Below are 22256 nucleotides of genomic sequence, written 5' to 3' on the forward strand. Positions count from 1 at the left end.
GGAACAATGTTTACAAGACGTGAAGTGGGAAATCTCATCCTCGGGGCGGGAGCGCTGTCGATGGTGGGCAGCCTGCCAAAGGCAAATGCCGCGGACCGGCCGTCGCTCAATATCGCGGTCGACAATCTCTGGGCCAATATGGCGACGATCAACGGCATCTCGACCACGTCGCGCCGTATCTTCCCGAATTTCTACGACAACCTCGTCGACCGCGACTACATCAAGGACGAGAACGGCCTGATCTTCGCGCCGAAGCTCGCGACGAAATGGGAGCAGAAGGGCAATGTCTGGACCTTCACATTGCGCGAGGGAGTGAAGTTCCACGACGGCACCGAGATGACGGCGGAAGACGCGGTCTTCACGCTGTCGCCCGAACGGCTCTGGGGCGCAAAGCCGTTCGAGCCGCGCGGCAAGACTTTTACCGCCGGCTTCAAGCGCGTCGAGGCGACCGGAAAATACACGTTCGAGATCGAGACCGAGCGGCCGGACCCGAATATCCCGAGCAAGCTCACCGGCTATATCGGCTTCGTCGTGCCGAAGAAATATTACATGGAAGTCGGCGTCGACGCCTTCGGCCAGAAACCGATCGGCACCGGTCCCTACAAGGTGACGACCTTCCGCTCCGGCGAGATCATGGTCCTGGAAGCCTTCGACGACTATTGGGGCGGCCCGCCGCCGGTCAAGCAGATCTCCTGGAAGATCGTTCCGGAATTCGCCGCCCGCATGGCCGGTCTCGTCTCCAAGGAATTCGACTTTATCGTCAACATTCCGACCGACCAGGAAGCCGCGCTCGAGAAATACCAGGGTGTGACACTGAAGCGCGTCCTGGCCGACAACTATCCTGCCTTCGCCTTCAACACACGGCCCGATCCGGTCGACAATCCGCTGGTCGATCCTAACCTGCGCTACGCCATGGTCCAGGCGATCGACATGAACGCGATCGTCCAGGCGCTGTTCAACGGCACCACGGAACATCCGGCAGTGCCCTTCAACTTCACGGAATATGGCAAGTTCTACGATCCGAAGGCGCCGGTGAAACTTCCCTACGATGTCGCCGCCGCCAAGGCGCTCGTCGCCAAGACCAAATACAAGGGAGAAAAGCTCCTCTGGCACATCACCCGCCAGTATTATCCGAACTATGAGGCGGCAGCCGAAATCATGGTCGAGCAATGGCGCGAGGTCGGCATCAATGTCGAGGCGCAGATCCTCGACAATTTCGAACTCGTCTATCGCCGCCCCTACCATCTGATGAACATGTCGATGAGCTCGGATTTCATCCCCGGCGATCCCTATCAGCCGCTGTGGCTCGATTGGGGTCCGACCGCATCGCGCTCCACCGCCACCTGGAAGACGTGGGATCCGACGCCGGAATATCTGGCCGCCGGCAAGAAGTTCGAAGAGGCGATCGAGTTCGAGGACCGCAAGAAAGCCTATCTGGAACTTTCGGACGCCTGGCAGAAGGTGACGCCCGGCTACTACATGTGGAAGAGCGTCTACAACTGCGCCCACCGCGCCGGCATCCAGTTCAAGTTCAAGCCGAACGGCGAGATGCGCATCTACGGCGATTACTTCAAGTTCGTATGATGAGCATCAAACGCAAGCATGCGCTGAAGGACATGACGTTCGCGGAGTTCCGCGAACGTCTTTCCGAAAAGCCCGTCATCCTGCTGCCTTTCGGAAGCCAGGAGGAACAGGGACCGCACGCCCCGATGGGCGATTTCATGCTGACCGAAGCGGTGGCGGCAAAAGTGGCGGAAGCCTCCGGCGCGATCGTCGCGCCGATCATCCCCTTCGGTTACGCCGATTTCTTCAAGACCATCCCGGGCGGCATACAGCTCCGCGCGTCGACCTTCTCGGCCGTGGTCGAAGATACCGTGACCGCCTTTCTGGATCACGGCATCGAGCATATCCTGATCCTGAACGGCCATACCAGCAATGCGCCGCTCTTCGACCAGACGCTTCGTCGCATCCGTGCCGAGCGCGGGGTTTCTGTCGCCTTCATCAATCTCTGGCAGGCGATCCCGGATGCGCTCTGGAAGGAGCTGCACGGTCCCTCAGTCGCTGCGGCCCGCGGCCATGGCGGCGATCCGCTGACCTCGATCTACCTGCATCTCTTCCCCGAGCTCATGCGCATGGATCTCGCCCGCCCCTCGGTGCGCGAAAAGGCCTTCGGCCTGCCGACCGGCGGCGTCAACAATGTCCAGTTCGAGGGCATGCCTGTGCATGTGCCGCTCAATTGCGACGAGGTAAATGCCGATGGCATGCTCGGCGGCGACCCGTTGCTGGCGAGCGCCGAAAAGGGCGAGAAGATGGTCGAACATCTCGTCGGCTTCTGCGCCCGTTTCGTGGAGCACCTGCGCCGCTGCGACATGCGCTCGGTGACGGCCTTTTCACGCCGAGAAGAAAAGGCGGCATCATGAGCAGCGAGCGGCTTTCCGTCGAACACCTGAACGTGCCGCTGCCACGCGGCGCCGATCGCGCCTTTGCGGTCGAAGACCTGTCGCTCTCGGTCAGCAAGGGCGAGATCCTCTGCATCGTCGGTGAATCCGGCTCCGGCAAATCGCTGACGGCGCTCGCCGCCATGGGGCTCCTGCCCCGCAACCTCGGTAAGCCCCAAGGCAAGGTAATGTTCGAGGGCAAGAACCTGCTGACCCTCGACGAGGCAACGCGCCGGGACATCACCGGGCGGCGCATTGCGATGATCTTCCAGGAGCCGACCGCCGCCCTCAATCCGATCTTCCGGGTTGGAGAACAGGTGTCGGAGACGTTCCGCATCCACACATCGCTCTCACAGGCCGAAATCCGCAAGAAGGTCATCGACCTCTTCCGCGAAGTGCAGCTTCCCAATCCGGAGCAGATCTTCCATTCCTATCCGCACCAGCTTTCCGGCGGCCAGTGCCAGCGCGTGATGATCGCGACAGCCCTTGCCCTCGATCCGTCTGTGCTGATCGCCGACGAACCGACCACCGCGCTCGACGTCACCACCCAGGCACAGATCCTCAAGCTGATGCTGGAACTGCGCGCCAAACACGACACCGGCATCATCTTCATCACCCATGACTTCGGCGTGGTGGCCGAGATCGCCGACCGCGTCGCCGTCATGCAGACGGGCAGGCTGGTGGAAATCGGCACGCGCGACGAAATCCTCAACCACCCCAAGGAAGACTATACCCGTCGCCTGCTCGCCGCCGTACCGACGCTGACGCCACGCAAGGAGCGCGAAGGCCTCGGTGGTCCGGTGCTGATCGCCAGAAACATCGTCAAGACCTTCTCCCGGTCCGGCCTGTTCGGCGGTGGCCGCACGGTGAAGGCCGTGGACGACGTCGATATCACCATCCGCCGCGGCGAGACGCTGGGCCTGGTCGGTGAATCCGGTTCCGGCAAGTCGACGCTGGCGCAATGCGTCATCCGCCTCGTGCAGCCGGAAAGCGGCGACATCCTGATCTCCGGCGGCGATTTTACCGGCCTCAGCGGCAAGGTGCTACGCGAAGCGCGCCGCAAGGTGCAGATCGTCTTCCAGGATCCGTACACCGCGCTCGACCCACGCCAGAAGGTCGGCGATTCCATCGCCGAAGGCCCGGTCATCCACGGCCTCGACCGCAAGGCGGCGATGGCCCGCGCGCTCGACCTGCTCGAAGCCTGCGGCCTCGACCGTGCCTCGGCCACCCGTTTCCCGCACGAGTTCTCCGGTGGCCAGCGTCAACGCATCTGCATTGCCCGGGCGCTCGCCGTCGAGCCTGAGCTGCTGATCGCCGACGAGAGCGTCTCGGCCCTCGACGTCTCGGTGCAGGCGCAGGTGCTGAAACTCTTGGCCGACATGCAGGAGAGGCTTGGGTTCGGCATCCTGTTCATCACCCACGATCTCAGGGTCGCCAGCCAGATCTGCGACAATATCGCGGTGATGCGCAACGGCCGCATCGTCGAACGGGGCGATCCTGCCTCACTGTTCGGTGCTCCGAAAGAAACCTACACGAAGGAACTGCTCGCCGCCGTGCCCGGCAAGGGCTGGCAGCACCACGCCGATAAAAACGAGGCCGGGACGGAAAGATCCCGGGAGGAAACCCCATGAAGAAATATCATATCGGCAGCGTGCCGAAACAGGTCGACCCGGAACTCATCGCCAGGTTCGAAAGCGTCGAGGTGGCGACCATCGGCCATTTCCGGCATCGCGGTTTCGTGCACCATTCGATCACCCCGGTGGTCGAGCCGGGCAGGACGCTGGTCGGCACCGCGGTGACGGTGGCGATCCCGGCAACCGACTCCACTCTCCTCCACCACGCGATCGGCTTCATCCGCCCCGGCGATTTCCTGTTCGTCGACCGGCTCGGCGACGACCGGCATGCCTGCATCGGCGGCGGTGTCGCCTTCGCAATCAAGACCGCCGGCGCTATCGGCGTCGTGCTCGACGGTCCGTGCACCGATGTCGAGGAAATTCTCGAACTCGATTTGCCGTTCTGGTCACGTGGCGTCTCCGGTATCACCACGCGGCTCAACGATCTCGGCGGCGCGCTTAACCTGCCGATCTCCTGCGGCAACGTTCCGGTCCTGCCGGGCGATATCGTGATTGCCGATGCGAGCGGCATCGTGGTGATCCCTATCGATGAGGCTGAAGACGTCGTCGAAGAGGCAATCGCGCGTCAGGCACGGGCGGGCCGCAACAAGGACAAGATCGCAGCCGGCGAAAAGCTCGGCGATCTCTCCGGTGCCAGCCGTCTGGTTGCCGCTGCGCTGGAGCCGAAATGATGGAAAATCCGCAATACAATCACCTGCGCGTCGAGCGTGGCGTCTATCGCAAGATTGCCGGCGTCAGCGAACGCGGCGTCGTCACCTCCCAGCACTACGCGGCGGCCGAGGCTGGGGCGGCGGTCCTTTCAGCGGGCGGCAATGCCGTCGACGCTGCGGTGACCGCCGCCTTCACCTTGCAGACCGTCGAACCCTGGATGACCAGCCTCGCCGCCTGCGGCTACATGCTGGTCGCCCAGCCGGACGGCAAGGTCGAAGTCGTCGAATTCACCGGCCGCGTGCCTTCCTATTTTGACGAGGAATTCTACAGGCCCGATCCGAGCATCAAGACCTTCATCGGCCATCCCGCTTCGATCGACAACCGCAATGTCCGCGGCTTTACTGCTGCCGTCGTGCCGGGCTGCGTGCGCGGTTTCGCCGAAGCCTTGAAACGCTACGGCACGATCGGCTTCGACCGGGCGCTGGCACCGGCGATCGATCGTGCCCGCAAGGGCATGTATGTCGATTGGCACACGACGCTGGCGATCGCGATCGCCGAGGGCGAGCTCGGTATGGATCCCGGCGCCCGTTCGATCTTCCTGCCGAGCGGCCACGCGCCGGAGCCGGGAGCGACGCTGCCGCTCGACCAGCTCGCCAGGACGCTCGAACAGCTTGCCAGCCAAGGCCCGGATTCGCTCTATGGCGGCGCGATCGGCGAGAAGCTGGTCGCCGATCTCAATGCCGGCGGCAGTTCGATCACCCTGGAGGACTTAAGCAACTACGCCCCCCTCCTCTACCCATCCCGGACCATGTCGCTGCAGGGCAAGACCGTGCATGTGGCTGGAGAGACCAGCGCCGGCCAGCGGCTCCTCGACGCGCTCGATCACTTCGACGGGAAGCGCGGCAAAGGCCCGGTCGACGCTGGTTTCTTTACAGCCATGGCCGAAGCCCTCTGGGAAAGCTTTGGAGCCCATCGCAAGCGTCTCAATCCCGCCGAGACGACCAACAAGACCAGCACCACACAGGTCAACGCGGTGGATTCCGAGGGCCGGATGGTGGCGATCACCTTCACGCTGCTCAACCGGTTCGGCGCCCGCGCCCTGTCGCCATCGACGGGCATCCTGTTGAACAACGGCATGTCCTGGTTCGATCCGACCCCCGGTCGCGCCAACTCGCTGACGCCGAACGCCTATGCGCCGAGCAACATGTGCCCGGTGGCAATCACCGACGAGAACGGCGCGTTTGCAGCCTATGGCGCCGCCGGCGGCAACCAGATCGTTCCCTCGCTTGCCCAGCTCACCGGCATGATCCTGCATGCCGGCCTCGACATCGAGGACGCGATGAACATGCCGCGCATGACCACCGGCCCGCATAACGACATCATCGTCAATGTCGACATGCCCGCCACCCAGATCGAGGCGCTCGAAAAGATCGCCAAGGTGAAGCCCGCGGCAGCCGTCGTCTATCCCCGGCCCTTCGCAGCCCCCGGCATGGTCGGCCGACGCGGCAATGCCTTCATCGGCATGCCCGACATCACCTATCCGGCCGCTTACGCCGCCACAGTCTGAACGAGACCGAGATGACAGAGCTGACTTTCGCCCCCGTCGAGATCGACGGCGTTCTCAAGATCATTCCGCCGGCGGCTCCGGCCGTCCCGCTGGTGTTCGACTCGCCGCATAGCGGCCTGACATTGCCGGATTTCGAGCGCACGGTTTCCGATGAACTGGTGCGGGTCGCCTCCGACACCTATGTGGACGACCTCTTCGGCTTTGCGCCGTCGATCGGGGCTCCACTGCTGCTCGCGCATTTTCCGAGGAGCTTTCTCGACCTCAACCGGTCGCTGAAGGATGTCGACCTGGAAATGGTGGAGGGCGAGTGGCCGCATCCGGTCCGCGACAGTGCCTCGGCCCGCCGCGGCATGGGCCTCACCTGGCGTTACGCCTGGGGTGACACGCCGATGTATGGTCGCAAGCTGACGGTGAAGGAGCTGGAGGACCGCATCGACACCTATTGGCGGCCCTACCATCGCGAGCTAGTTCGGCTGCTCGATGAAACCTACGCCGCCTTCGGCAAGGTCTATCACGTCAACTGCCATTCGATGCCGGCAATCGGCCATGTGCTCTCGCCCGATCCGGCCGGTACCGTCCGCAAGGACATCGTGATCGGCGATTACGAAGGTTTGTCGAGCGAACCGGATTTCGTGAAGCTCGTGGTCGAGACGCTGGAGGGATTTGGCTATTCGGTGTCGCTCAATGTGCCCTTCAAGGGGGCCGAGCTGGTCTCGGCCTACAGCTCGCCCGGAAAAAACCGGCACAGCATCCAGATCGAACTCAACCGCAAACTCTACATGGACGAGGATACCCGCGAGAAAATCGCCGGTTATGACGGGTTGAAGGTCAATCTCGCCAGGCTCGGCACGGTCCTGCGCGACTACGTCCAGACCAAAAGCTGAGGGGCATCGGGCGCCACCAAGTCCCCGCGCAAGCGCACATAAGCTCTCCTTAACGCTCGATACGTATTGTGAGGGTGCAACAGGCCAGCGCGGAATGGTAGGCGATCTTCATTGACGACAGCGGTCCCCCCTCAATTACATTCATCGTCGCGGCCTGCGGCTTCGGACGGCGGGGCCGCTCCGATGCCTGTAGCCCAGAAGATCACGCATCGACGGACAGCTGTTCTCGCCATGGGCGCAGATGCGGCCAAGCTGGACCTCGATCAGCTTCCGGCAGACGACGTCGCGCTTTCGGTTGTTTCAGCCTGCGACCGCCAGGAGGACCTCCAGACGATCGTGGAGGAGCAACAACCCAACCTGATCCTGCTCGACATTCAATTCGCAGACTTGTGCGGCGTCCAGATCTGCCGCCAGCTGAAACACAGTTCGGCGACGTCTGAAATACCGGTGATCCTTATCGCTCCCGAGGGCGATATCGATGGAAGGATCGCGGGTTTCGAGGCCGGTGCGGCTGACTGTGTCTCACGCGCGATCGACGGCAGGGAACTTGGCGCGCGCGTGAACGCACTACTCGCATCCAGCCGCACCCGCAGGCAGATCATGAGCCAGGACGAACAGCTTCGCACCGCACTCGCCAGCATGAGCCAGGGCGTTTGCCTGTTCCACGCCGACGGTAGATTGGCCTTGTCCAACAATCGCTACGCCGAGGTTTACGGGGTCGATCCGGCCTTGATTCACCCGGGACAGTCGCTCGAAGACATCATAAAGTTGAGGGACGAAGTCGGAGCCTTTCCAACGATGTCCAGAGAGGAATACCTCGCATGGGCGGATGAGACGAATGCTGGCGCTTCGTCGCAAGTGTGGATCAAGGAACTTAAATCGGGCAAGGTCATCCGCGGCTGTCATCAGCGTACGGCTGACGGGGGCTGGGTGTCGACGCATGAGGACGTGACCGAGGCGCGACTAGCCGAACGATCTCTTGCTCAGGCGCATGCGCAGGCGGAGCGCGCCGAGCAGGAGGCAAGAGCGGCCCATGCGCGCCTGCTGGCCGCCTTCGAAGTCGTCCCCGAAGGCCTGGCACTGTTCGATGAAAATGATCGATATGTGATGTGGAATCGCCGCTACGAACAGCTTTACGCCGATAGCGGTGCTCCCCTCGTCAAGGGCATGGGTTTCGAGGACAGACTTCGCAGCGGGCTGCAGCGTGGCCAGTATCCCGACGCGATCGGCCGTGAGGAGGAATGGCTGGCCGATCGATTGGCTCGCCACGCAGAGCCAAACAGCGCCCATGAGCAGCGCTTGCCGGGGAACCGATGGGTCCGGATAGAGGAACGACATGTTTCGGGCGGCGGAAGCGTAGGGATTCGCGTTGACATCACGGATCTCAAGATGCGCGAGGCTTCCTTCCGGCTACTGTTCGAAGGAAACCCCCTGCCCATGTGGGTTCAGGACCGGGAGAGCCTTCAATTTCTCGACGTCAACCAGGCGGCTCTTGATCACTACGGCTATGATCGTGACCGTTTTCTTTCCATGACACTCCTGGACATCCTTACGCCGGAGGATCGGGAAAGAATGAAAACCGCGGCCCTGGGTGCGGATCAGGTGAGCGACGCCAATCGATCTCAGCGGCACCGGACGGCTCGCGGAACCGAAATCGAGGTCTTTATCTATTCGAGCCAACTCGCCTTCGACACTCATCCGGCCTCACTGGTTGCGGCAGTCGATGTCACCGAGCGGAAACGTGCGGAAAGGGCGCTGCTTCAGGATCGCGACGATCTGGAGGAAACTGTGCGCAGCAGAACTGCAGAAATTGCCCGTCAGGCTGCGGAACTGGAACGGATGCTTGATCAAGAGCGGCAGGTCAACGAACTTCAGCGGCAATTCGTCTCCATGGCTTCTCACGAATTCCGCACGCCGCTTTCGATCATCGACGGCGCAGCGCAACGTCTCGTTCGCCGCAAGAACGCGGTGACATCGGAATTTATCGGTGAGAAGACGGAGCAGATCCGCAGCGCAGTTTCACGAATGTTGGAGTTGATGGAGAGCATTCTGGCGGTCGGACGCCTGGATCACGGCCACATCGACGTCGTCCGCAAGCCATGCGCGTTGGACGACATCATCCGGACCTGCAGTGCGCGGCAGGAAAGCATCCGCAAATCGCACCGCTTCCTGCTCGATGTGGAGCGGCTTCCCTCCACTATCTACGGCGACGCTGCGGCGCTGGAGCAGGTATTCACCAATCTCTTCTCAAATGCCGTAAAATACGCGCCGCACTCCCCAGACGTCCATGTCACGGGGTGGCAGCAAAACGACTGTGTCCAGATCACCGTTCGCGACGAGGGGATCGGCATCGACGCGGACGACTTGCCCAAGATGTTCGGACGCTATTTCCGGGCGAGAAGTTCGTCCGGTATCGCGGGGACGGGTATCGGCCTCAACCTGGTGAAACAGGTGGTCGAGTTACATAAGGGCGAAATTCACGTGGACAGCGTGAAGGGAGAAGGAACCGTGTTTACAATCATGCTGCCGATCGCCAGGCCTGAGCAACTGGAAAGGGACGTGGCTCAAACATTGACCGACCAGAAGGGCCTGCCGATCGAGGTCCAGCCCTGAAGCAACAACAGGCAAGCGACACCGATTGCGGACCCGGTTCCGACCGGTGCAACAGCCCGTCTTGTCCCCGGTCATCAGGGCCCTAGATCCGGCACATGGACGCTGAGCGAACCACAGGTTCTACCAAACCGGCAAGACCGTCTTCGCGGAAACCTCTCCAGAGGCCGAGCCCGGCCATTGTGGAACAAGTCGAGCGCCTGCTGGGTGGGCGCACGCGGAATATCCGGCTCAACGGCGAGCTGGCCCGGCTTTTCGCGAACGCTCCTGGCCGCAGACTGCCAAGATCATCCGCGCGTGGATGATCTGGGTCAGCGTGCTCGACGTCCTGACGTTGGGCCTCTACGCGATCCTGCTTCCGACCGAAACCGTAATGTCGATGCTGTGGCCGGCATTAATCCTTCCCCCCGCAGCGCTCGTTGCGGCGATGGTCTTTCTGCGGCCGCGCGCTTTATGGCTGCAGGGAGTTTTCCTCCTATCGGCCGTCTTTTTCATCCTCCTGTCCGTGGCCCTGGTGGGCGTCAACGCCGGTGGCGAGCTTTATGAGCGCCATCTGACCATCATGCTTTTCGTGGCCGTCACCGCCATCATTATATTTCCCATCCTGCTTGGCTGGGCCATCGCGATCGGAGCTTCGGCCCTGGCTATCTACCTCGTGTTTCAACTGCACAATCCAGGGATCGAGGTGGGAAGTGCTCTGGCCGGAACGCTGTTTTTTGCAAGCGGCGTGGCAGCAACCGTCGTTGCTCGACGCACCGCAACGATCCTGGCGCACAAGAGCTTCCTGCTGGAGTTGCGAGACCGAAGCCGCCTCGCCGAACTTGCCGACGCCAATTCCCAGCTGGAACTGCTTGCACGAACCGACCCGCTGACCGGTGTTGCCAACCGGCGCTCGATGATGGAAACGCTCTATCGTTTCTGGAACGAGGACCTGACACGAACCAGAGGCGCGGCGATGCTGATGTGCGATGTCGACGACTTCAAGCGCCTCAACGACAGTCTCGGGCATGCCGAAGGCGACCGCTGTCTGGTCAAGGTTGCCGGCATCATTCAGAGCAGTATGAGAGACGAGCGGGACCAGGTCGCCCGTTACGGGGGGGAAGAATTTCTCGTCTTCCTCCCTGGCGCTGATGAACAGGAGGCCATGAATGTCGCCGAAAGGGTTCGCACCCGAGTAGAAGCTGCGTCACTTCCGAACCCCACCTCCCGCGTCGTTCCTTATGTCACGGTCAGCATTGGAGTAGCGGCGCTGAAGCAAGACCGCGAACTCGTTTCGGCGGAGCACCTGCAGCGGCAAGCGGATGCCGCGCTCTACCTTGCCAAGAAGGCCGGCCGGAACTGTCTGGTCGCCCATGCTCCCGAGGCCGGCCCAAACTCCGATTAAAACCGCCCCCCGAGCCGAGTTCAGTATCCGGATGCTCGGCCAATCAGGGATGACCATTGGCCGAGCGTTCCGGTCAATTTTATCCGGTCTTCCGGAGCGAGCCGCGGCAGGCCGGGAACCCGCACTTCGCCGACGGAAATGCCGAGCTCTATTTCCACGGCTTCCTTGACGACCGTAACGTTTGCGCCGTTGCGGTATTGTGTGCGCATCCGCTCGAAGGGCTCGATGAGCCCGATCATCCGGCGAGCCTCCTGATAATCTCCGGACTCCAGTGCGGCATGAATTGCCAGCGAAATTTGAGGCGCGACATTGACGAGACCGGACGTGAACCCCCGGGCGCCGGCAGCGGTGAAGGCTGGCGCCCAGCTTTCCGCCAGGCCGCAAACGAACAGTGCGTTGCCGGCCGCGGATGCCGCGACGGCCCGAGATAGAAGCAGGATGTCAGTTGTTGCGAACTTGATGCCGGCGATGTTCGGATGGGCCGCGAGCCGCAGCATGTCGTCAAGGCTGAAACCATCCGCCCTGACGTAAGCGACCATCGGCAGCAGGGAGGCATCGGCAAGATTGCGGAAATAATCAATCTGGGCGGTGGGCGCTGCGAAAGGATCGACCGGCTGATGCGACATGACGGCGGACGCACCGATCGTCTTGGCTGTCCTTGCCATGGCGATCGCCTCTCGCAACGAGCGCCCTACGGCTGCCGTCACCGGCGCCTTGCCATCGACGCCCGCCACTGCCGCTTCGGTAACGACCGTGATTTCCGCCGGAGTAAGCGCATAAAACTCACCGGTATTGCCGGCCGCGACGATGTTGTGGATGCCAGCTTTCGCCACGCGCGCGTAAATCGCACGGGTGACACCGATATCGACCTCGCCATCCCCACCATAGGCGGTGATCGGTACACCGGAAATGCCGGTCAGGATTTCGCGGAATGTCTGGATATCCATAAGCGTTTCCTCAGATTGCAAAGCGATGAACAGGCGTGCCGCGGACCCCCGGCTCGAAGGCGTAGATCGTGCCGTCTTCGAAAGTGCCGTTGTTGTCGGTGGAGAGCGTGGTCACGTAGAGAATAGCAAGATCAGGTCCGCCGAAGCAGGGCATGCTCGGCCCCTTGGCGGGCATCAGATAGGCCTCGACAACCTTTCCGTCCGGCGAGATGCGGTTGAGCCGTCCCCCCTGCTGGCCGGCGATCCAATAGAATCCGTCGGCATCCACGGCGGCACCGTCCGGCCGCCCTTCCTCCGCTGTGAAGTTATGCAAGCGGCGAGGCGGACCTGTGACGCCGTGCACCGGATCGAAATCGAAGATCTGCGCGTAGAGTTGGCTACTGTCGGAATGGAACATCGTCCGCCCGTCCGGGCTCCAGCCGATACCGTTGGAGGTCATCAGGTCGCCATCGATGATTGTTTCGAACGACCCGTCCGGCTTCACCCGGTAAAGGCGGCCGTTGCCCGTCTGCGGTATTGCCTCGTCGCGGGTGCCGACCCAGAAGCAGCCGTCCGGCCCGGCCTTTCCGTCGTTGAGCCGACTGTCCGGCCGGCCGCCGTCCGGATCGCAGAGCAGTTTCATCGAACCTGTTTGAGGGTTCAGCAGATATACGCCGCTTTCCAGCGCCACCGCGACCTCGCCATTTTCACAAAGAACCAGGCAGCCGATCTTCGCCGGCATCTCGAACCGATCGACGGCACCACCGGCCCGCAGGCAGATTGCCGCGGGCGCCAGGATGTCGACGAACCAGAGATCGCCGGTGCGCTCGTCCCAGGTGGGAGACTCTCCGACCTTGAGGGGAAAGTCGATGACGCGGCGAACCTTGGGTGTGATGATCTTTGTTTCGCTCATCGCGCAGCCCCCGTGAATACGATCAGTCCGTCTTCGTCCCGGAGCCGGATTGCACCGTCGTGTTCCGGATCGCAGAAACCTCCACCCTGGAAGAATGCGGCGACCGGGCTTTCATCCGCCGGCTCGAGGCGTAGGTGATCGCGCGAGAAATCCCGTGGCCGGTAGCCGAGCCGCTCGGCAAGTTCATCCTTCCACCAGCCGGCATCGTTGCGCGACATGCCGTAGACGACTGCAGCAGCGATGTCGGGATGGGTGAGGCCGATCTTCACAAGCTGGAACAGGTCGCGCGGGCTGATCCAGATCGCCGCCGCCCGTTCGCTGTTCGGATAGGGACCGGCATTGCCGATGCGGATCGACAAAGTGCGGATCCCCGCCTTGTCGTAATAAAACCCGGCGACCATCTCGCCCCAGCATTTCGACAGGCCGTAGCGCGTGTCGGGACGCGGCACGTCGAGGGGCGTGATCGTCTGGGAACGGGGATAGAAGCCGGTCGCATGGTTGCTGGACGCAAAAACGACGCGGTTCGTGCCGTTGGCGCGGGCGGCATCGTACAGATTGTAGGTGCCAAGAATATTGCTCTGCAGCATGTCGCCGATCTCGGCCTCGCGGGGGAGCCCGCCGAGGTGAATGACGCCGTCCATGCCCTCGAGTGCGGCACGCATTGCGTTTGCATCCGCGAGATCTCCCTCGAAGAAGCTTTCGTTCGACGCCAGTTCTTCCGCCGGCCTGATGTCGATCAGCCTGATGTGTTCCGCCTCGAGGCGCAGAAACCCCCTAAGCTGCGTGGCGATATTGCCCGCACCACCCGTTATCGCAATCCGTTTCAAAACCCCTCCTCGCGATGCCTCACATCGCATGAAATCGAAGGTCTCCTAGCCTCCCACGCCCTGGAACATGCGGGCGCGCGCATTCAGTATATGGTTCTTCATGGCGTCATGGGCCGCCGTTTCCCGTCGTGCCAGGATCGCCTCCACGATCGCCTGATGCTCGTCCTGCACGTGCCGCACATGCAGCGGCGTCCGTTTCAGGCTGAGGCTGCGGGTCACCGACATGCCGATCGAAAAATGTGGCCTGAACCAATCGCGGACGGTGACGTGGAACTGGTTGCCGGTCGCCGCGGCGATGGCGTCGTGCAGATACTGGTCCTCTTCCGCACCGAGTTCGCCGATTTCCAGACAGTGTTCGAGGGCCGCAAGTGCTGAAAGGATGCGGATCCTGTCATTGGCCTGCCAGTTGCGTGCCGCCAGTCCCGCCGCTTCCGCCTCAAGCCCGGCGCGGAATTCGAAGAACCGTTGCACGTCGGCAAGCGATCCGACCGGAACCTGCTTCAGCACCGACGAGTCCGGCCGCTGCCGCACATAGGAACCTGATCCCTTGCGCGATACGATCAGCTGATCCCTGCGAAGCCGCTCCAGAGCTTCGCGCACCACCGGCCGGGATGCCCCGAACATGACTGCGAGGTTCGGCTCGGAGGGAAGGCGCTCGTTGATGGGAAAACGGCCGTCAGCGATCATGCCTACGATCTTCTCGTAGATGATGTCGCTGAAACGAGGCTCCGCTTTCGCGGCCGCTATCACGCCCGATTGGTTCATCAGCGTCCCTTCTTACGTCTCCATTCGCGAAAAGCCTGCTCCGCTTCGGCTTCCGGCGGATAAAGCCCGAAAATACCCTCGCGCGCCGGAATGTGGCGCAGTGTGTAGGCAGACCCGACGAGGCGCGGAGCGCCCTTGTGGATCTTGTGCAGTTTGCGAATGAAGACGTTCCCCAGGCCGTGCTTCACAAGCACCGAGGTAAGCGTGGCTGGCGAGACGCGTCAGTTTTTGGCGCGAGTCTTCGCTAAAAGTCATGCGTCTTCTCCCTGTCGACATGGCTCTTTTGAACCAGCAGTATTTAACCTGTAAAAATCTGTCAATACTTGTAATCATCTGAAAACCTGCTTATGGTCGTTTTAGCCGATGGGATGGAGGTCCTCGGCGGTCGTGGCGGTAGGGAACCTGCCATCGATCGCCTTTCAGGTCGGCGGTTCATTTGGGAGGAAATTAATGCGCGACGACGAAAATATGTCTTCCGGCGTTACCCGCCGGACGTTCCTCGCAGGCGTTGGCGGGGCCGTTGCCCTGTCAGTTGCGGGCGGCAGCGCCAGCGCGGCTGCGACCAAGGAGGCGCCGCAGCTTGCGGCCCTCGTCAAGGACGGCAAGCTTCCGCCGCTTGCCGAACGTCTTCCGAAGAACCCGATGGTCGTAAAGCCCTGGGAAAAAATAGGGACCTACGGCGGCACGCTGCGGCGCGGCCTTCGCGGCTCGTCTGACCATAACGGCATCCTGCGCATGGTCGGCAATCAGGGCCTGGTGCGCTGGAACATGGACTTCACGCAAGCCCTGCCGAATCTCGCAGAGAGGTGGGAAGTCAATGCGGACGCCTCGCAGTTCACCTTCTACCTCTTGAAGGGGGTGAAATGGTCGGACGGTCATCCGTTCACGGCCGACGACGTGGTGTTCGCCATCGAGGATGTCGTCAAGAACAAGGAACTCTACAGCTCGACGCCGGCGCAGATTTCCGTGGCCGGCAAGCCGGTCGTGGTCGAAAAGATCGACGACTACACCGTCAAGTTCACCTTCGCCGCAGCCAACGCGCTCTATCTGGAAAATCTCGCGACCCCGCTCGGCCAGCATCCGACGCTGTTCGCCAAGCACTACTGCAGCAAATTCCTGCCGAAGTACAACCCGAACCTCGACGCGGACGTGAAGGCGGCCGGTTCATCGAGCTGGCCGGACCTCTTCCGCGCCAAGTGCGGCGATATCGAAATTCCGCAGCGCTGGGGCAATGCCGAGAAGCCGGTGCTCGATCCGTGGGTGATCAAGGAGGCCTATTCCGGCGGCGCGACCCGGGTGCTGATGGTTCGCAATCCCTACTTCTGGCAGGTCGATACCGAGGGTAACCAGCTGCCCTATGTCGACGAGCTGAATTTCGGCATCTCGCAGGACGTCGAGTCGCTGATGCTCAACGTCATCTCCGGCAAGATCGACATTCAGGAGCGTCATATCAACTCGCTCGCGAACAAGCCGACGCTGTCGCAGAACATGAAGAAGGGCGATTACCGCCTTCTCTCGCTCGTGCCGTCCGCGGCGCAGCAGTGCTCGCTCTACCTCAACATGACCCACAAGGATCCGGTGCTGCGGAAGATCTTCGCAGACAAGTCGTTCCGCCAGGCGCTGTCGATGGGCATCAACCGCCAGGAAATCATCGACATCGTCTACTTCGGGCAGAGCGAGGGCTACCAGACCGGCCCGCGCCCAGGCCACCCGTGGTATCACGAGAAGCTGGCACGCCAGTTCACCGAATTTGCGGCGGACAAGGCCAATGCCTTGCTCGACAAGGCTGGCCTCGACAAGAAGAATGCCAACGGCATCCGTCTCCGTCCTGACGGCCAGCCGCTCTTCTTCGCGGTCGACGTCATCCCGACGCTCTATCCCGACCTCGTCGACGTGCTGGAACTGGTGAAGGCGCATTGGGCGAAGATCGGTGTCAGCATGAAGGTCAACACCATCGAACGCGCGCTCTATTATACGAGAGGCGACGACAACGCCCATGATGCGCAGGTCTGGCCGGGTCCCGGCGGCCTCGACCCGATGCTCGACCCGCGCGACTTCTTCGCCTTCCATCCGCAGGGATCGCGTTACGCCATTCCGTGGACGCTCTGGTACACGTCCAACGGCACCAAGGGCGAAGAGCCTCCGGAAAGCCAGAAGAAGCGCTTCAAGCTCTATGACGAGGCTCGTTCCACGGCCGATGTCGACAAGCGCGGCGCGATCATGAAGCAGGTCTTCGACATCGCTGCGGAAGAGTTCGAGGTCATGGGGATCTGCCTCGCTGTGGGTGGCTTCGGCGTGATCCGCAACAATCTGCGCAACGTTCCCGAAAAACAGCCGGACAGCTGGTCCTGGCCGAACCCCGGCCCCGCCCTGCCGCAGCAGTTCACGTTCACGAGCTGAGTGGGCACGGGCTGATCTACTCCAACTGTGCCGCCGCCCGATCGGCGGCGGCACCCTTCCGGTCCCATTGCATCAACTGCCCGAACGACGGTCGAAGGCTTTCGTATTGGCATGCCGTGCAATCCGAATTGCGAGCTTTGCATGCTGAAATTCATCATCAAACGTCTGCTATGGATGATCCCGTCTCTGTTTGCGGTGAGCTTCCTCGCCTTCGTTCTGATCCAGCTTCCGCCAGGCGACTTCGTGACCACCTATATCGCGACGCTTGCCTCTTCCAACGAAGTGGTCGATCAGAACACCGCAGCCGCACTACGCGAGCGGTTCGGCCTCGACCAGTCCATGCTGGTGCAATACCTGAAATGGATCTGGGGAATTCTTTCCCGCGGTGATTTCGGCATCTCGTTCGAATGGCAGCAGCCGGTCTCCGGCCTTATCTGGGAGCGCATGGCGCTGACCCTGGTACTTGCGCTCGCAAGCCTGATCGCCACCTGGGCGATCGCGCTGCCGATCGGCGTCTATTCGGCGGTGAAGAAATATTCGATCGGCGACTATGCATTCACGGCCTTCACGTTCTTCGGCCTGTCGATCCCGTCTTTCCTCTTGGCGCTGGTGCTGATGTATATCGCCGCCGTCGAGTTCGGCGCGGATGTGGGCGGCCTTTTCTCGCCTGAATACGAGACGGCCCCCTGGAGCATCGCCAAGACGCTCGACCTTCTGTCGCGTCTGTGGTTGCCGGTAGCGATCCTTGCGGTGTCTTCGACCGCGAGCCTGATCCGCGTCATGCGTGCCAACATGCTGGACGAGCTGCCCAAACCTTACGTCACGACTGCCCGCGCCAAGGGGCTCTCGGAGTTCCGGCTGCTGATCAAATACCCGCTGCGCATCGCCCTCAACCCCTTCATTTCGACGATTGCCTGGCTTCTGCCCAACCTGATCTCCGGCTCGGTCGTCGTGGCGATCGTGCTCAACCTGCCGACGGCGGCGCCTCTGCTTCTCCAGGCGCTGATGGCGCAGGACATGTATCTCGCAGGCGCCTTCGTGCTCCTGATCTGCGCTCTCACGCTCATCGGCTCGCTGATCAGCGACATCCTGCTTGCGCTGGTCGATCCGCGCATCCGGCTCGAATAGGAGGCCCGAATGGTCGATGCAACCATCCTCAACGATCGCCCCGATCGCGTCGCCGTCGCGGCGCAATGGCAGCTGATCTGGTGGGCCTTCAAGCGGCACAAACTCGCCATGGCCGCCCTTGTCGTTACCGTCGCGATGTACATTGTCGCGATCTTCCCGGGCTTCTTTGCGATCAACGACCCGATCCTGCAGAACGCCCGTTCGACCTTCCATCCGCCGCAGAGCATCCATTTCCTCGATACGACAAACGGGTTCAGTTTTGGCCCGTATTATTACGGCATGAAGCTGACGCGCGATCCGAACACGCTAGCCGCGATCTTCGTCGAGGATACCAATACGAAGATCCCGATCCAGTTTTTCGGGCGTGGCTACACCTATTCGGTGCTTGGCCTGTTCGAGACCGACATCCATCTCATCGCCACGACGGACAACACCAAGCCGCTCTATCTCTTCGGCGCCGACCGTCTGGGACGCGACGTCTACAGCCGCACGGTGCAGGGTGCGCAGATCTCCCTGTCGATCGGCCTTGTCGGCGTTTTCCTGTCGCTGCTGCTTGGCATCGTGCTTGGCGGCATTTCCGGATATTACGGCGGCCGGATCGACTTCGTCATGCAGCGTGTCATTGACTTCGTGCTGTCGCTGCCGACCATCCCGATCTGGCTGGCGCTCGCCGCGGCATTGCCGCAGGGCTGGCCCGCAGCGCTGCAATACATGATGATCACCATCATCCTGTCGTTCACTGGCTGGGCGCAACTTGCCCGCGTCGTGCGCGGCCGCTTCCTGTCGCTGCGAACCGAGGAATTCGTCGCCGCTGCTCGTCTCGACGGCGTCTCGGAAGGCCGGATCATCTTCCGCCATATGCTGCCGAGCTTCTCGAGCCATATCATCGCGTCGATGACTTTGGCCGTGCCGGCGATGATCCTGGCGGAAACATCGCTCTCTTTCCTCGGCCTCGGCCTGCAGCCGCCGACGGTCTCCTGGGGCGTTCTTCTGCGCGAGGCGCAGAACATCCGCTCCATCGCCACCGCGCCATGGCTGTTCATGCCGGGGCTCGCGGTCGTCGTCGCCGTCATGGCGCTCAACCTTTTCGGCGACGGTCTGCGTGACGCGGCCGACCCGTACAACAAGTGAGGCGCGGATGACCGATATCCTATCCATCACGCCCCGTCCTTCGATGGCAGCGGGCAAGACGCTGCTCGACGTGAAGAACCTGGTGACGGAGTTTCCGCTCCGCACCGGCATCTTCAAGGCGGTCAACGACATCTCGTTTTCGATCGAACCCGGCAAGACCCTGTGCGTGGTCGGCGAAAGCGGTTCCGGCAAATCCGTCACCGCCCGCTCGATCTTGCAGATCATCGACTCGCCCGGCCGCATCGCCTCCGGTTCGATCATCCTCAACCGCCAGGACGGCACCTCGGTCGACCTGGCGAGGCTCGATCCGCGCAGCAAGGCGATCCGCGCGGTCCGCGGCCGCGACATCGCGATGATCTTCCAGGAGCCGATGTCGTCGCTTTCGCCGGTGCACACCGTCGGCGACCAGATTACCGAAGTGCTGCGGCTGCATTTGAACATGAACAAGGCGCAGGCCCGCAAGGAAGCTGCCGAACTGCTCCGGCAGGTGGAAATCCCGAACCCGGAACAGGCGCTCGACCGCTACGCCTTCCAGTATTCCGGCGGCATGCGCCAGCGCGCCATGATCGCCATGGCGCTTGCGTGCAAGCCGCAGCTGCTGATCGCCGACGAGCCGACCACCGCGCTCGACGTGACGACCCAGGCGGAAATCCTGGACTTGATCAAGCGCCTGCAGCAGACGACCGGAATGGCGGTTCTGTTCATCACCCACGACATGGGCGTGGTGGCACAGATTGCCGACGACGTGCTGGTCATGCATCACGGCGTCATCAAGGAATACGGGCCGGTCGACCAGATTTTCCATACGCCGAAGGATCCCTATACGAAGATGCTTATCGGCTCCGTGCTGAAGCTGGAGCAGAAGGCGGAGATCCGCCTCGCCCGGCCGCCGCTCGACACGACCGCCGAACCGATCCTCGACATCCGCAACCTCTCCATGCATTTCGGGGAGATGAAGGCGCTGAACGACGTCTCGATCGCTCTCCTGCCCGGCGAGACGCTCGGCATCGTGGGCGAAAGCGGTTCCGGCAAAACGACCCTGGGCCGCTCGATCATGCGGCTCTACGATCCGGCATCCGGCGAGATGCACTACCGCCGCGCCGATGGCAGGGTGGTCGATCTCGCCAGGCTTGAGGGGCGCGAACTGAAGGCCGCGCGTCGCGAGCTGCGCATGGTCTTCCAGGACCCGTTCGGTTCGCTCAACCCGCGCATGACGGTCGCGCAGGTGATCGGCGAGCCGCTGCTGGTCAATGGCCTGTCGAAGGGCAAGGAACTCGACGAGCGGGTCTGCCACCTGATGGATCAGGTCGGCCTCGATCCGGCAGGGCGGGAACGCTACCCGCACGCCTTTTCCGGCGGCCAGCGCCAGCGCATCGGCATCGCGCGCGCCATCACGCTCAATCCGCGCATCATCGTGGCGGACGAGGCGACCTCGGCGCTCGACGTCTCGGTGCGCTTCCAGGTGCTGGATCTCCTGATGCGGCTGCAGGACGAGCTCAAGCTCGCCTACATCTTCATCAGTCACGATATCGGTGTCATTCGCTACATGTGCGACCGGGTCGGCGTCATGTATCGTGGCCGGCTTGTCGAAGTCGGCGAAGCGGACAAGGTCTGCAACAACCCCGATCACCCCTACACGCAGGCATTGATTTCGGCCATTCCCCGGCCGGATCCCCGCGACCGCGATCGCTCGAAGCGGTTCCGGTACATCGAACCCAGCCCCCACATCGATCCCAGCAACGTCAAGAATAGAAGTTCTGCGCGATGAAGATCACGGGAATCCGCACCTTTCTCATGCATGTGGGCCAGCCGCACCGTTCGAAATGGGCGTCCGACGACGCACCTGCTTCTTCCGGTCAGGGATCGTCGGAACGCGGTTATTTCGGCGGCACCCGCAACTGGCTGTTCCTGAAGATCGATACCGACGAGGGGATTACCGGCATCGGCGAATGCTCCGGCTGGCCGCGCGTCATCGAGACGGCGATCAAGGACCTCGCGCCGCTCCTGATCGGCGAGGATCCGACGCATATCGAAAAGCTGTGGCAGAAGATGATGATCGCCATGATGGGCCATGGCATGCTCGGCACGGTCGGCGGCGGTGCGATGACCGGCGTCGACATGGCGCTCTGGGACATCAAGGGCAAGGCGCTCGGCGTCCCAGTCTGGAACCTGCTCGGCGGCAAGGTTCGCGACCATATTCCGATCTATTCGCATGCCAATACCGTGGAACAGGCGCTTGCCGTGAAGAGCCGTGGCATCAAGGCGATCAAATGCGGCGGCGTTTCCGATCCAGTCCGAAAGGTCGCCGCGTTGCGCGAAGCGGTCGGCGACGAGATGGATATCGCCATCGACCTTCACGGTGCGCCATGGATGACGCCCGCCGATGCCTGCCGGCTGGTGCGCAAGCTCGAGCCTTATGAACTGATGTGGGTGGAAGACCCGATCGCGCCGGAGAACGTGGATGGCTATCGCCGCATCCGCGATGCAGCGCATGTGCCGCTTGCCGCCGGCGAACGGAGCGCCACGATTTTCGGTGAGCGCGAGCTGATCGAGAAGGAACTGGTCGACATCATCCAGCCGGATACCGGGCGTGCCGGCGGCATTACCCAGATGAAGAAGATTGCTGCCATGGCGGAGGCGCACCACATCCAGTTCGCGCCGCATTCCGGCTCGCTCGGGCCGGTCGCCGAATATGCCGCTCTGCATTTGATGGCCGCGATCCCGAATGCGTTGATCCTGGAACGCCTCGACGACGACTGGGAGGGACGCAAGAGCGTGATCGTGCCGCATCCGGTCCAGGAAAACGGCTTGATCGTGGTGCCGGACGCGCCGGGACTGGGCTGCGATATCGACGAGGAATTCGTTGCCCGCTACCCGAGCCAGGGCAATCTTTCCGTACAGGTTCAGCCGGATAGCGGCGCCTATGCGCCGGGCACCTGGGGCGAACATCTCTATGTGCAGACGCGTGTGTCGCGTCGGCAATATTTCGGCAAGTAAG

17 protein-coding genes and 1 pseudogene are annotated in these 22256 nt (G+C 62.3%); 13 read left to right on the forward strand and 5 right to left on the reverse strand.

What is annotated here, in order from left to right:
• The first annotated feature begins 6 nt into the window (after window positions 1–6).
• The 8 genes and pseudogenes from GQ59_RS23785 to GQ59_RS23825 all read left to right on the forward strand — a co-directional run bounded on the left by GQ59_RS23785 (window position 7) and on the right by GQ59_RS23825 (window position 11168).
• Complete coding sequence (locus GQ59_RS23785) at window positions 7–1584, forward strand: ABC transporter substrate-binding protein (RefSeq protein WP_037085968.1); 1578 nt, start codon at window positions 7–9, stop codon at window positions 1582–1584.
• Entirely contained in the window at window positions 1584–2420 is an 837-nt protein-coding gene (locus tag GQ59_RS23790; protein ID WP_244448042.1) for a creatininase family protein, read from the forward strand. Before GQ59_RS23785 ends, GQ59_RS23790 begins: the two co-directional genes overlap by 1 nt.
• Complete coding sequence (locus tag GQ59_RS23795) at window positions 2417–4069, forward strand: ABC transporter ATP-binding protein (protein WP_037085974.1); 1653 nt, start codon at window positions 2417–2419, stop codon at window positions 4067–4069. The genes GQ59_RS23790 and GQ59_RS23795 overlap by 4 nt, the downstream gene beginning before the upstream one ends.
• On the forward strand, window positions 4066–4743 hold the full coding sequence (locus GQ59_RS23800; protein ID WP_037085976.1) for an RraA family protein: 678 nt from the start codon (window positions 4066–4068) through the stop codon (window positions 4741–4743). Before GQ59_RS23795 ends, GQ59_RS23800 begins: the two co-directional genes overlap by 4 nt.
• The gene (locus tag GQ59_RS23805) at window positions 4743–6290 is read left to right on the forward strand and encodes a gamma-glutamyltransferase (RefSeq protein ID WP_051904179.1); all 1548 of its coding nucleotides are present in this window, start codon (window positions 4743–4745) and stop codon (window positions 6288–6290) included. Before GQ59_RS23800 ends, GQ59_RS23805 begins: the two co-directional genes overlap by 1 nt.
• Window positions 6291–6301: 11 nt before the next feature.
• Window positions 6302–7174, forward strand: coding sequence for an N-formylglutamate amidohydrolase (locus GQ59_RS23810; protein WP_037085978.1), 873 nt, complete (start codon window positions 6302–6304; stop codon window positions 7172–7174).
• A gap of 183 nt (window positions 7175–7357) precedes the next feature.
• Complete coding sequence (locus GQ59_RS30735; protein ID WP_244448043.1) at window positions 7358–9787, forward strand: PAS-domain containing protein; 2430 nt, start codon at window positions 7358–7360, stop codon at window positions 9785–9787.
• 95 nt (window positions 9788–9882) lie between these two features.
• A pseudogene (locus GQ59_RS23825) lies at window positions 9883–11168 on the forward strand (GGDEF domain-containing protein).
• Between the two features lie 20 nt (window positions 11169–11188).
• On the opposite strand, the gene GQ59_RS23830 reads toward GQ59_RS23825, so the two are convergent.
• Genes GQ59_RS23830 through GQ59_RS33150 form a run of 5 tightly spaced genes read right to left on the reverse strand, consistent with a single transcriptional unit; the run spans window position 11189 to window position 14793 of the window.
• Complete coding sequence (locus tag GQ59_RS23830; RefSeq protein ID WP_037085980.1) at window positions 11189–12115, reverse strand: dihydrodipicolinate synthase family protein; 927 nt, start codon at window positions 12113–12115, stop codon at window positions 11189–11191.
• Window positions 12116–12125: 10 nt separating this feature from the next.
• The gene (locus tag GQ59_RS23835) at window positions 12126–13007 is read right to left on the reverse strand and encodes an SMP-30/gluconolactonase/LRE family protein (protein ID WP_037085983.1); all 882 of its coding nucleotides are present in this window, start codon (window positions 13005–13007) and stop codon (window positions 12126–12128) included.
• Window positions 13004–13834, reverse strand: coding sequence for an NAD-dependent epimerase/dehydratase family protein (locus tag GQ59_RS23840; protein ID WP_037085987.1), 831 nt, complete (start codon window positions 13832–13834; stop codon window positions 13004–13006). The genes GQ59_RS23835 and GQ59_RS23840 overlap by 4 nt, the downstream gene beginning before the upstream one ends.
• Window positions 13835–13879: 45 nt before the next feature.
• Window positions 13880–14599, reverse strand: coding sequence for a FadR/GntR family transcriptional regulator (locus GQ59_RS23845; protein ID WP_037085989.1), 720 nt, complete (start codon window positions 14597–14599; stop codon window positions 13880–13882).
• Window positions 14599–14793 carry a hypothetical protein gene (locus GQ59_RS33150; RefSeq protein ID WP_037085991.1) on the reverse strand — a complete coding sequence of 65 codons (195 nt, stop codon included), beginning with the start codon at window positions 14791–14793 and terminating at the stop codon, window positions 14599–14601. Before GQ59_RS33150 ends, GQ59_RS23845 begins: the two co-directional genes overlap by 1 nt.
• 256 nt (window positions 14794–15049) lie before the next feature.
• On the opposite strand from GQ59_RS33150, the gene GQ59_RS23855 reads away from it, so the two are divergent.
• The 5 genes from GQ59_RS23855 (at window position 15050) to GQ59_RS23875 (ending at window position 22255) form a co-directional block, all read left to right on the forward strand.
• Window positions 15050–16999 carry an ABC transporter substrate-binding protein gene (locus GQ59_RS23855; protein WP_037085993.1) on the forward strand — a complete coding sequence of 650 codons (1950 nt, stop codon included), beginning with the start codon at window positions 15050–15052 and terminating at the stop codon, window positions 16997–16999.
• 141 nt (window positions 17000–17140) lie between these two features.
• Entirely contained in the window at window positions 17141–18127 is a 987-nt protein-coding gene (locus GQ59_RS23860) for an ABC transporter permease (RefSeq protein WP_037085996.1), read from the forward strand.
• Between the two features lie 9 nt (window positions 18128–18136).
• Entirely contained in the window at window positions 18137–19258 is a 1122-nt protein-coding gene (locus tag GQ59_RS23865; protein ID WP_037085998.1) for an ABC transporter permease, read from the forward strand.
• 7 nt (window positions 19259–19265) lie between these two features.
• Window positions 19266–21026, forward strand: coding sequence for an ABC transporter ATP-binding protein (locus GQ59_RS23870; RefSeq protein ID WP_037086000.1), 1761 nt, complete (start codon window positions 19266–19268; stop codon window positions 21024–21026).
• Window positions 21023–22255 (forward strand): mandelate racemase/muconate lactonizing enzyme family protein, encoded by a 1233-nt coding sequence (locus tag GQ59_RS23875; protein WP_037086002.1) that lies wholly within the window; start codon window positions 21023–21025, stop codon window positions 22253–22255. Before GQ59_RS23870 ends, GQ59_RS23875 begins: the two co-directional genes overlap by 4 nt.
• Window position 22256: the final 1 nt, after the last annotated feature.

The organism is Neorhizobium vignae (assembly GCF_000732195.1).
Taxonomy (GTDB): domain Bacteria; phylum Pseudomonadota; class Alphaproteobacteria; order Rhizobiales; family Rhizobiaceae; genus Neorhizobium; species Neorhizobium vignae.

Coding starts and splice junctions, on each gene's coding strand:
- GQ59_RS30735 (WP_244448043.1), top strand. CDS start 7,358: ATGCCTGTAGCCCAGAAGATCACGCATCGACGGACAGCTGTTCTCGCC.
- GQ59_RS23785 (WP_037085968.1), top strand. CDS start 7: ATGTTTACAAGACGTGAAGTGGGAAATCTCATCCTCGGGGCGGGAGCG.
- GQ59_RS23855 (WP_037085993.1), top strand. CDS start 15,050: ATGCGCGACGACGAAAATATGTCTTCCGGCGTTACCCGCCGGACGTTC.
- GQ59_RS23835 (WP_037085983.1), bottom strand. CDS start 13,007: ATGAGCGAAACAAAGATCATCACACCCAAGGTTCGCCGCGTCATCGAC.
- GQ59_RS23865 (WP_037085998.1), top strand. CDS start 18,137: ATGGTCGATGCAACCATCCTCAACGATCGCCCCGATCGCGTCGCCGTC.
- GQ59_RS23830 (WP_037085980.1), bottom strand. CDS start 12,115: ATGGATATCCAGACATTCCGCGAAATCCTGACCGGCATTTCCGGTGTA.
- GQ59_RS23860 (WP_037085996.1), top strand. CDS start 17,141: ATGCTGAAATTCATCATCAAACGTCTGCTATGGATGATCCCGTCTCTG.
- GQ59_RS23845 (WP_037085989.1), bottom strand. CDS start 14,599: ATGAACCAATCGGGCGTGATAGCGGCCGCGAAAGCGGAGCCTCGTTTC.
- GQ59_RS23800 (WP_037085976.1), top strand. CDS start 4,066: ATGAAGAAATATCATATCGGCAGCGTGCCGAAACAGGTCGACCCGGAA.
- GQ59_RS23790 (WP_244448042.1), top strand. CDS start 1,584: ATGAGCATCAAACGCAAGCATGCGCTGAAGGACATGACGTTCGCGGAG.
- GQ59_RS23805 (WP_051904179.1), top strand. CDS start 4,743: ATGGAAAATCCGCAATACAATCACCTGCGCGTCGAGCGTGGCGTCTAT.
- GQ59_RS23870 (WP_037086000.1), top strand. CDS start 19,266: ATGACCGATATCCTATCCATCACGCCCCGTCCTTCGATGGCAGCGGGC.
- GQ59_RS23810 (WP_037085978.1), top strand. CDS start 6,302: ATGACAGAGCTGACTTTCGCCCCCGTCGAGATCGACGGCGTTCTCAAG.
- GQ59_RS23875 (WP_037086002.1), top strand. CDS start 21,023: ATGAAGATCACGGGAATCCGCACCTTTCTCATGCATGTGGGCCAGCCG.
- GQ59_RS23795 (WP_037085974.1), top strand. CDS start 2,417: ATGAGCAGCGAGCGGCTTTCCGTCGAACACCTGAACGTGCCGCTGCCA.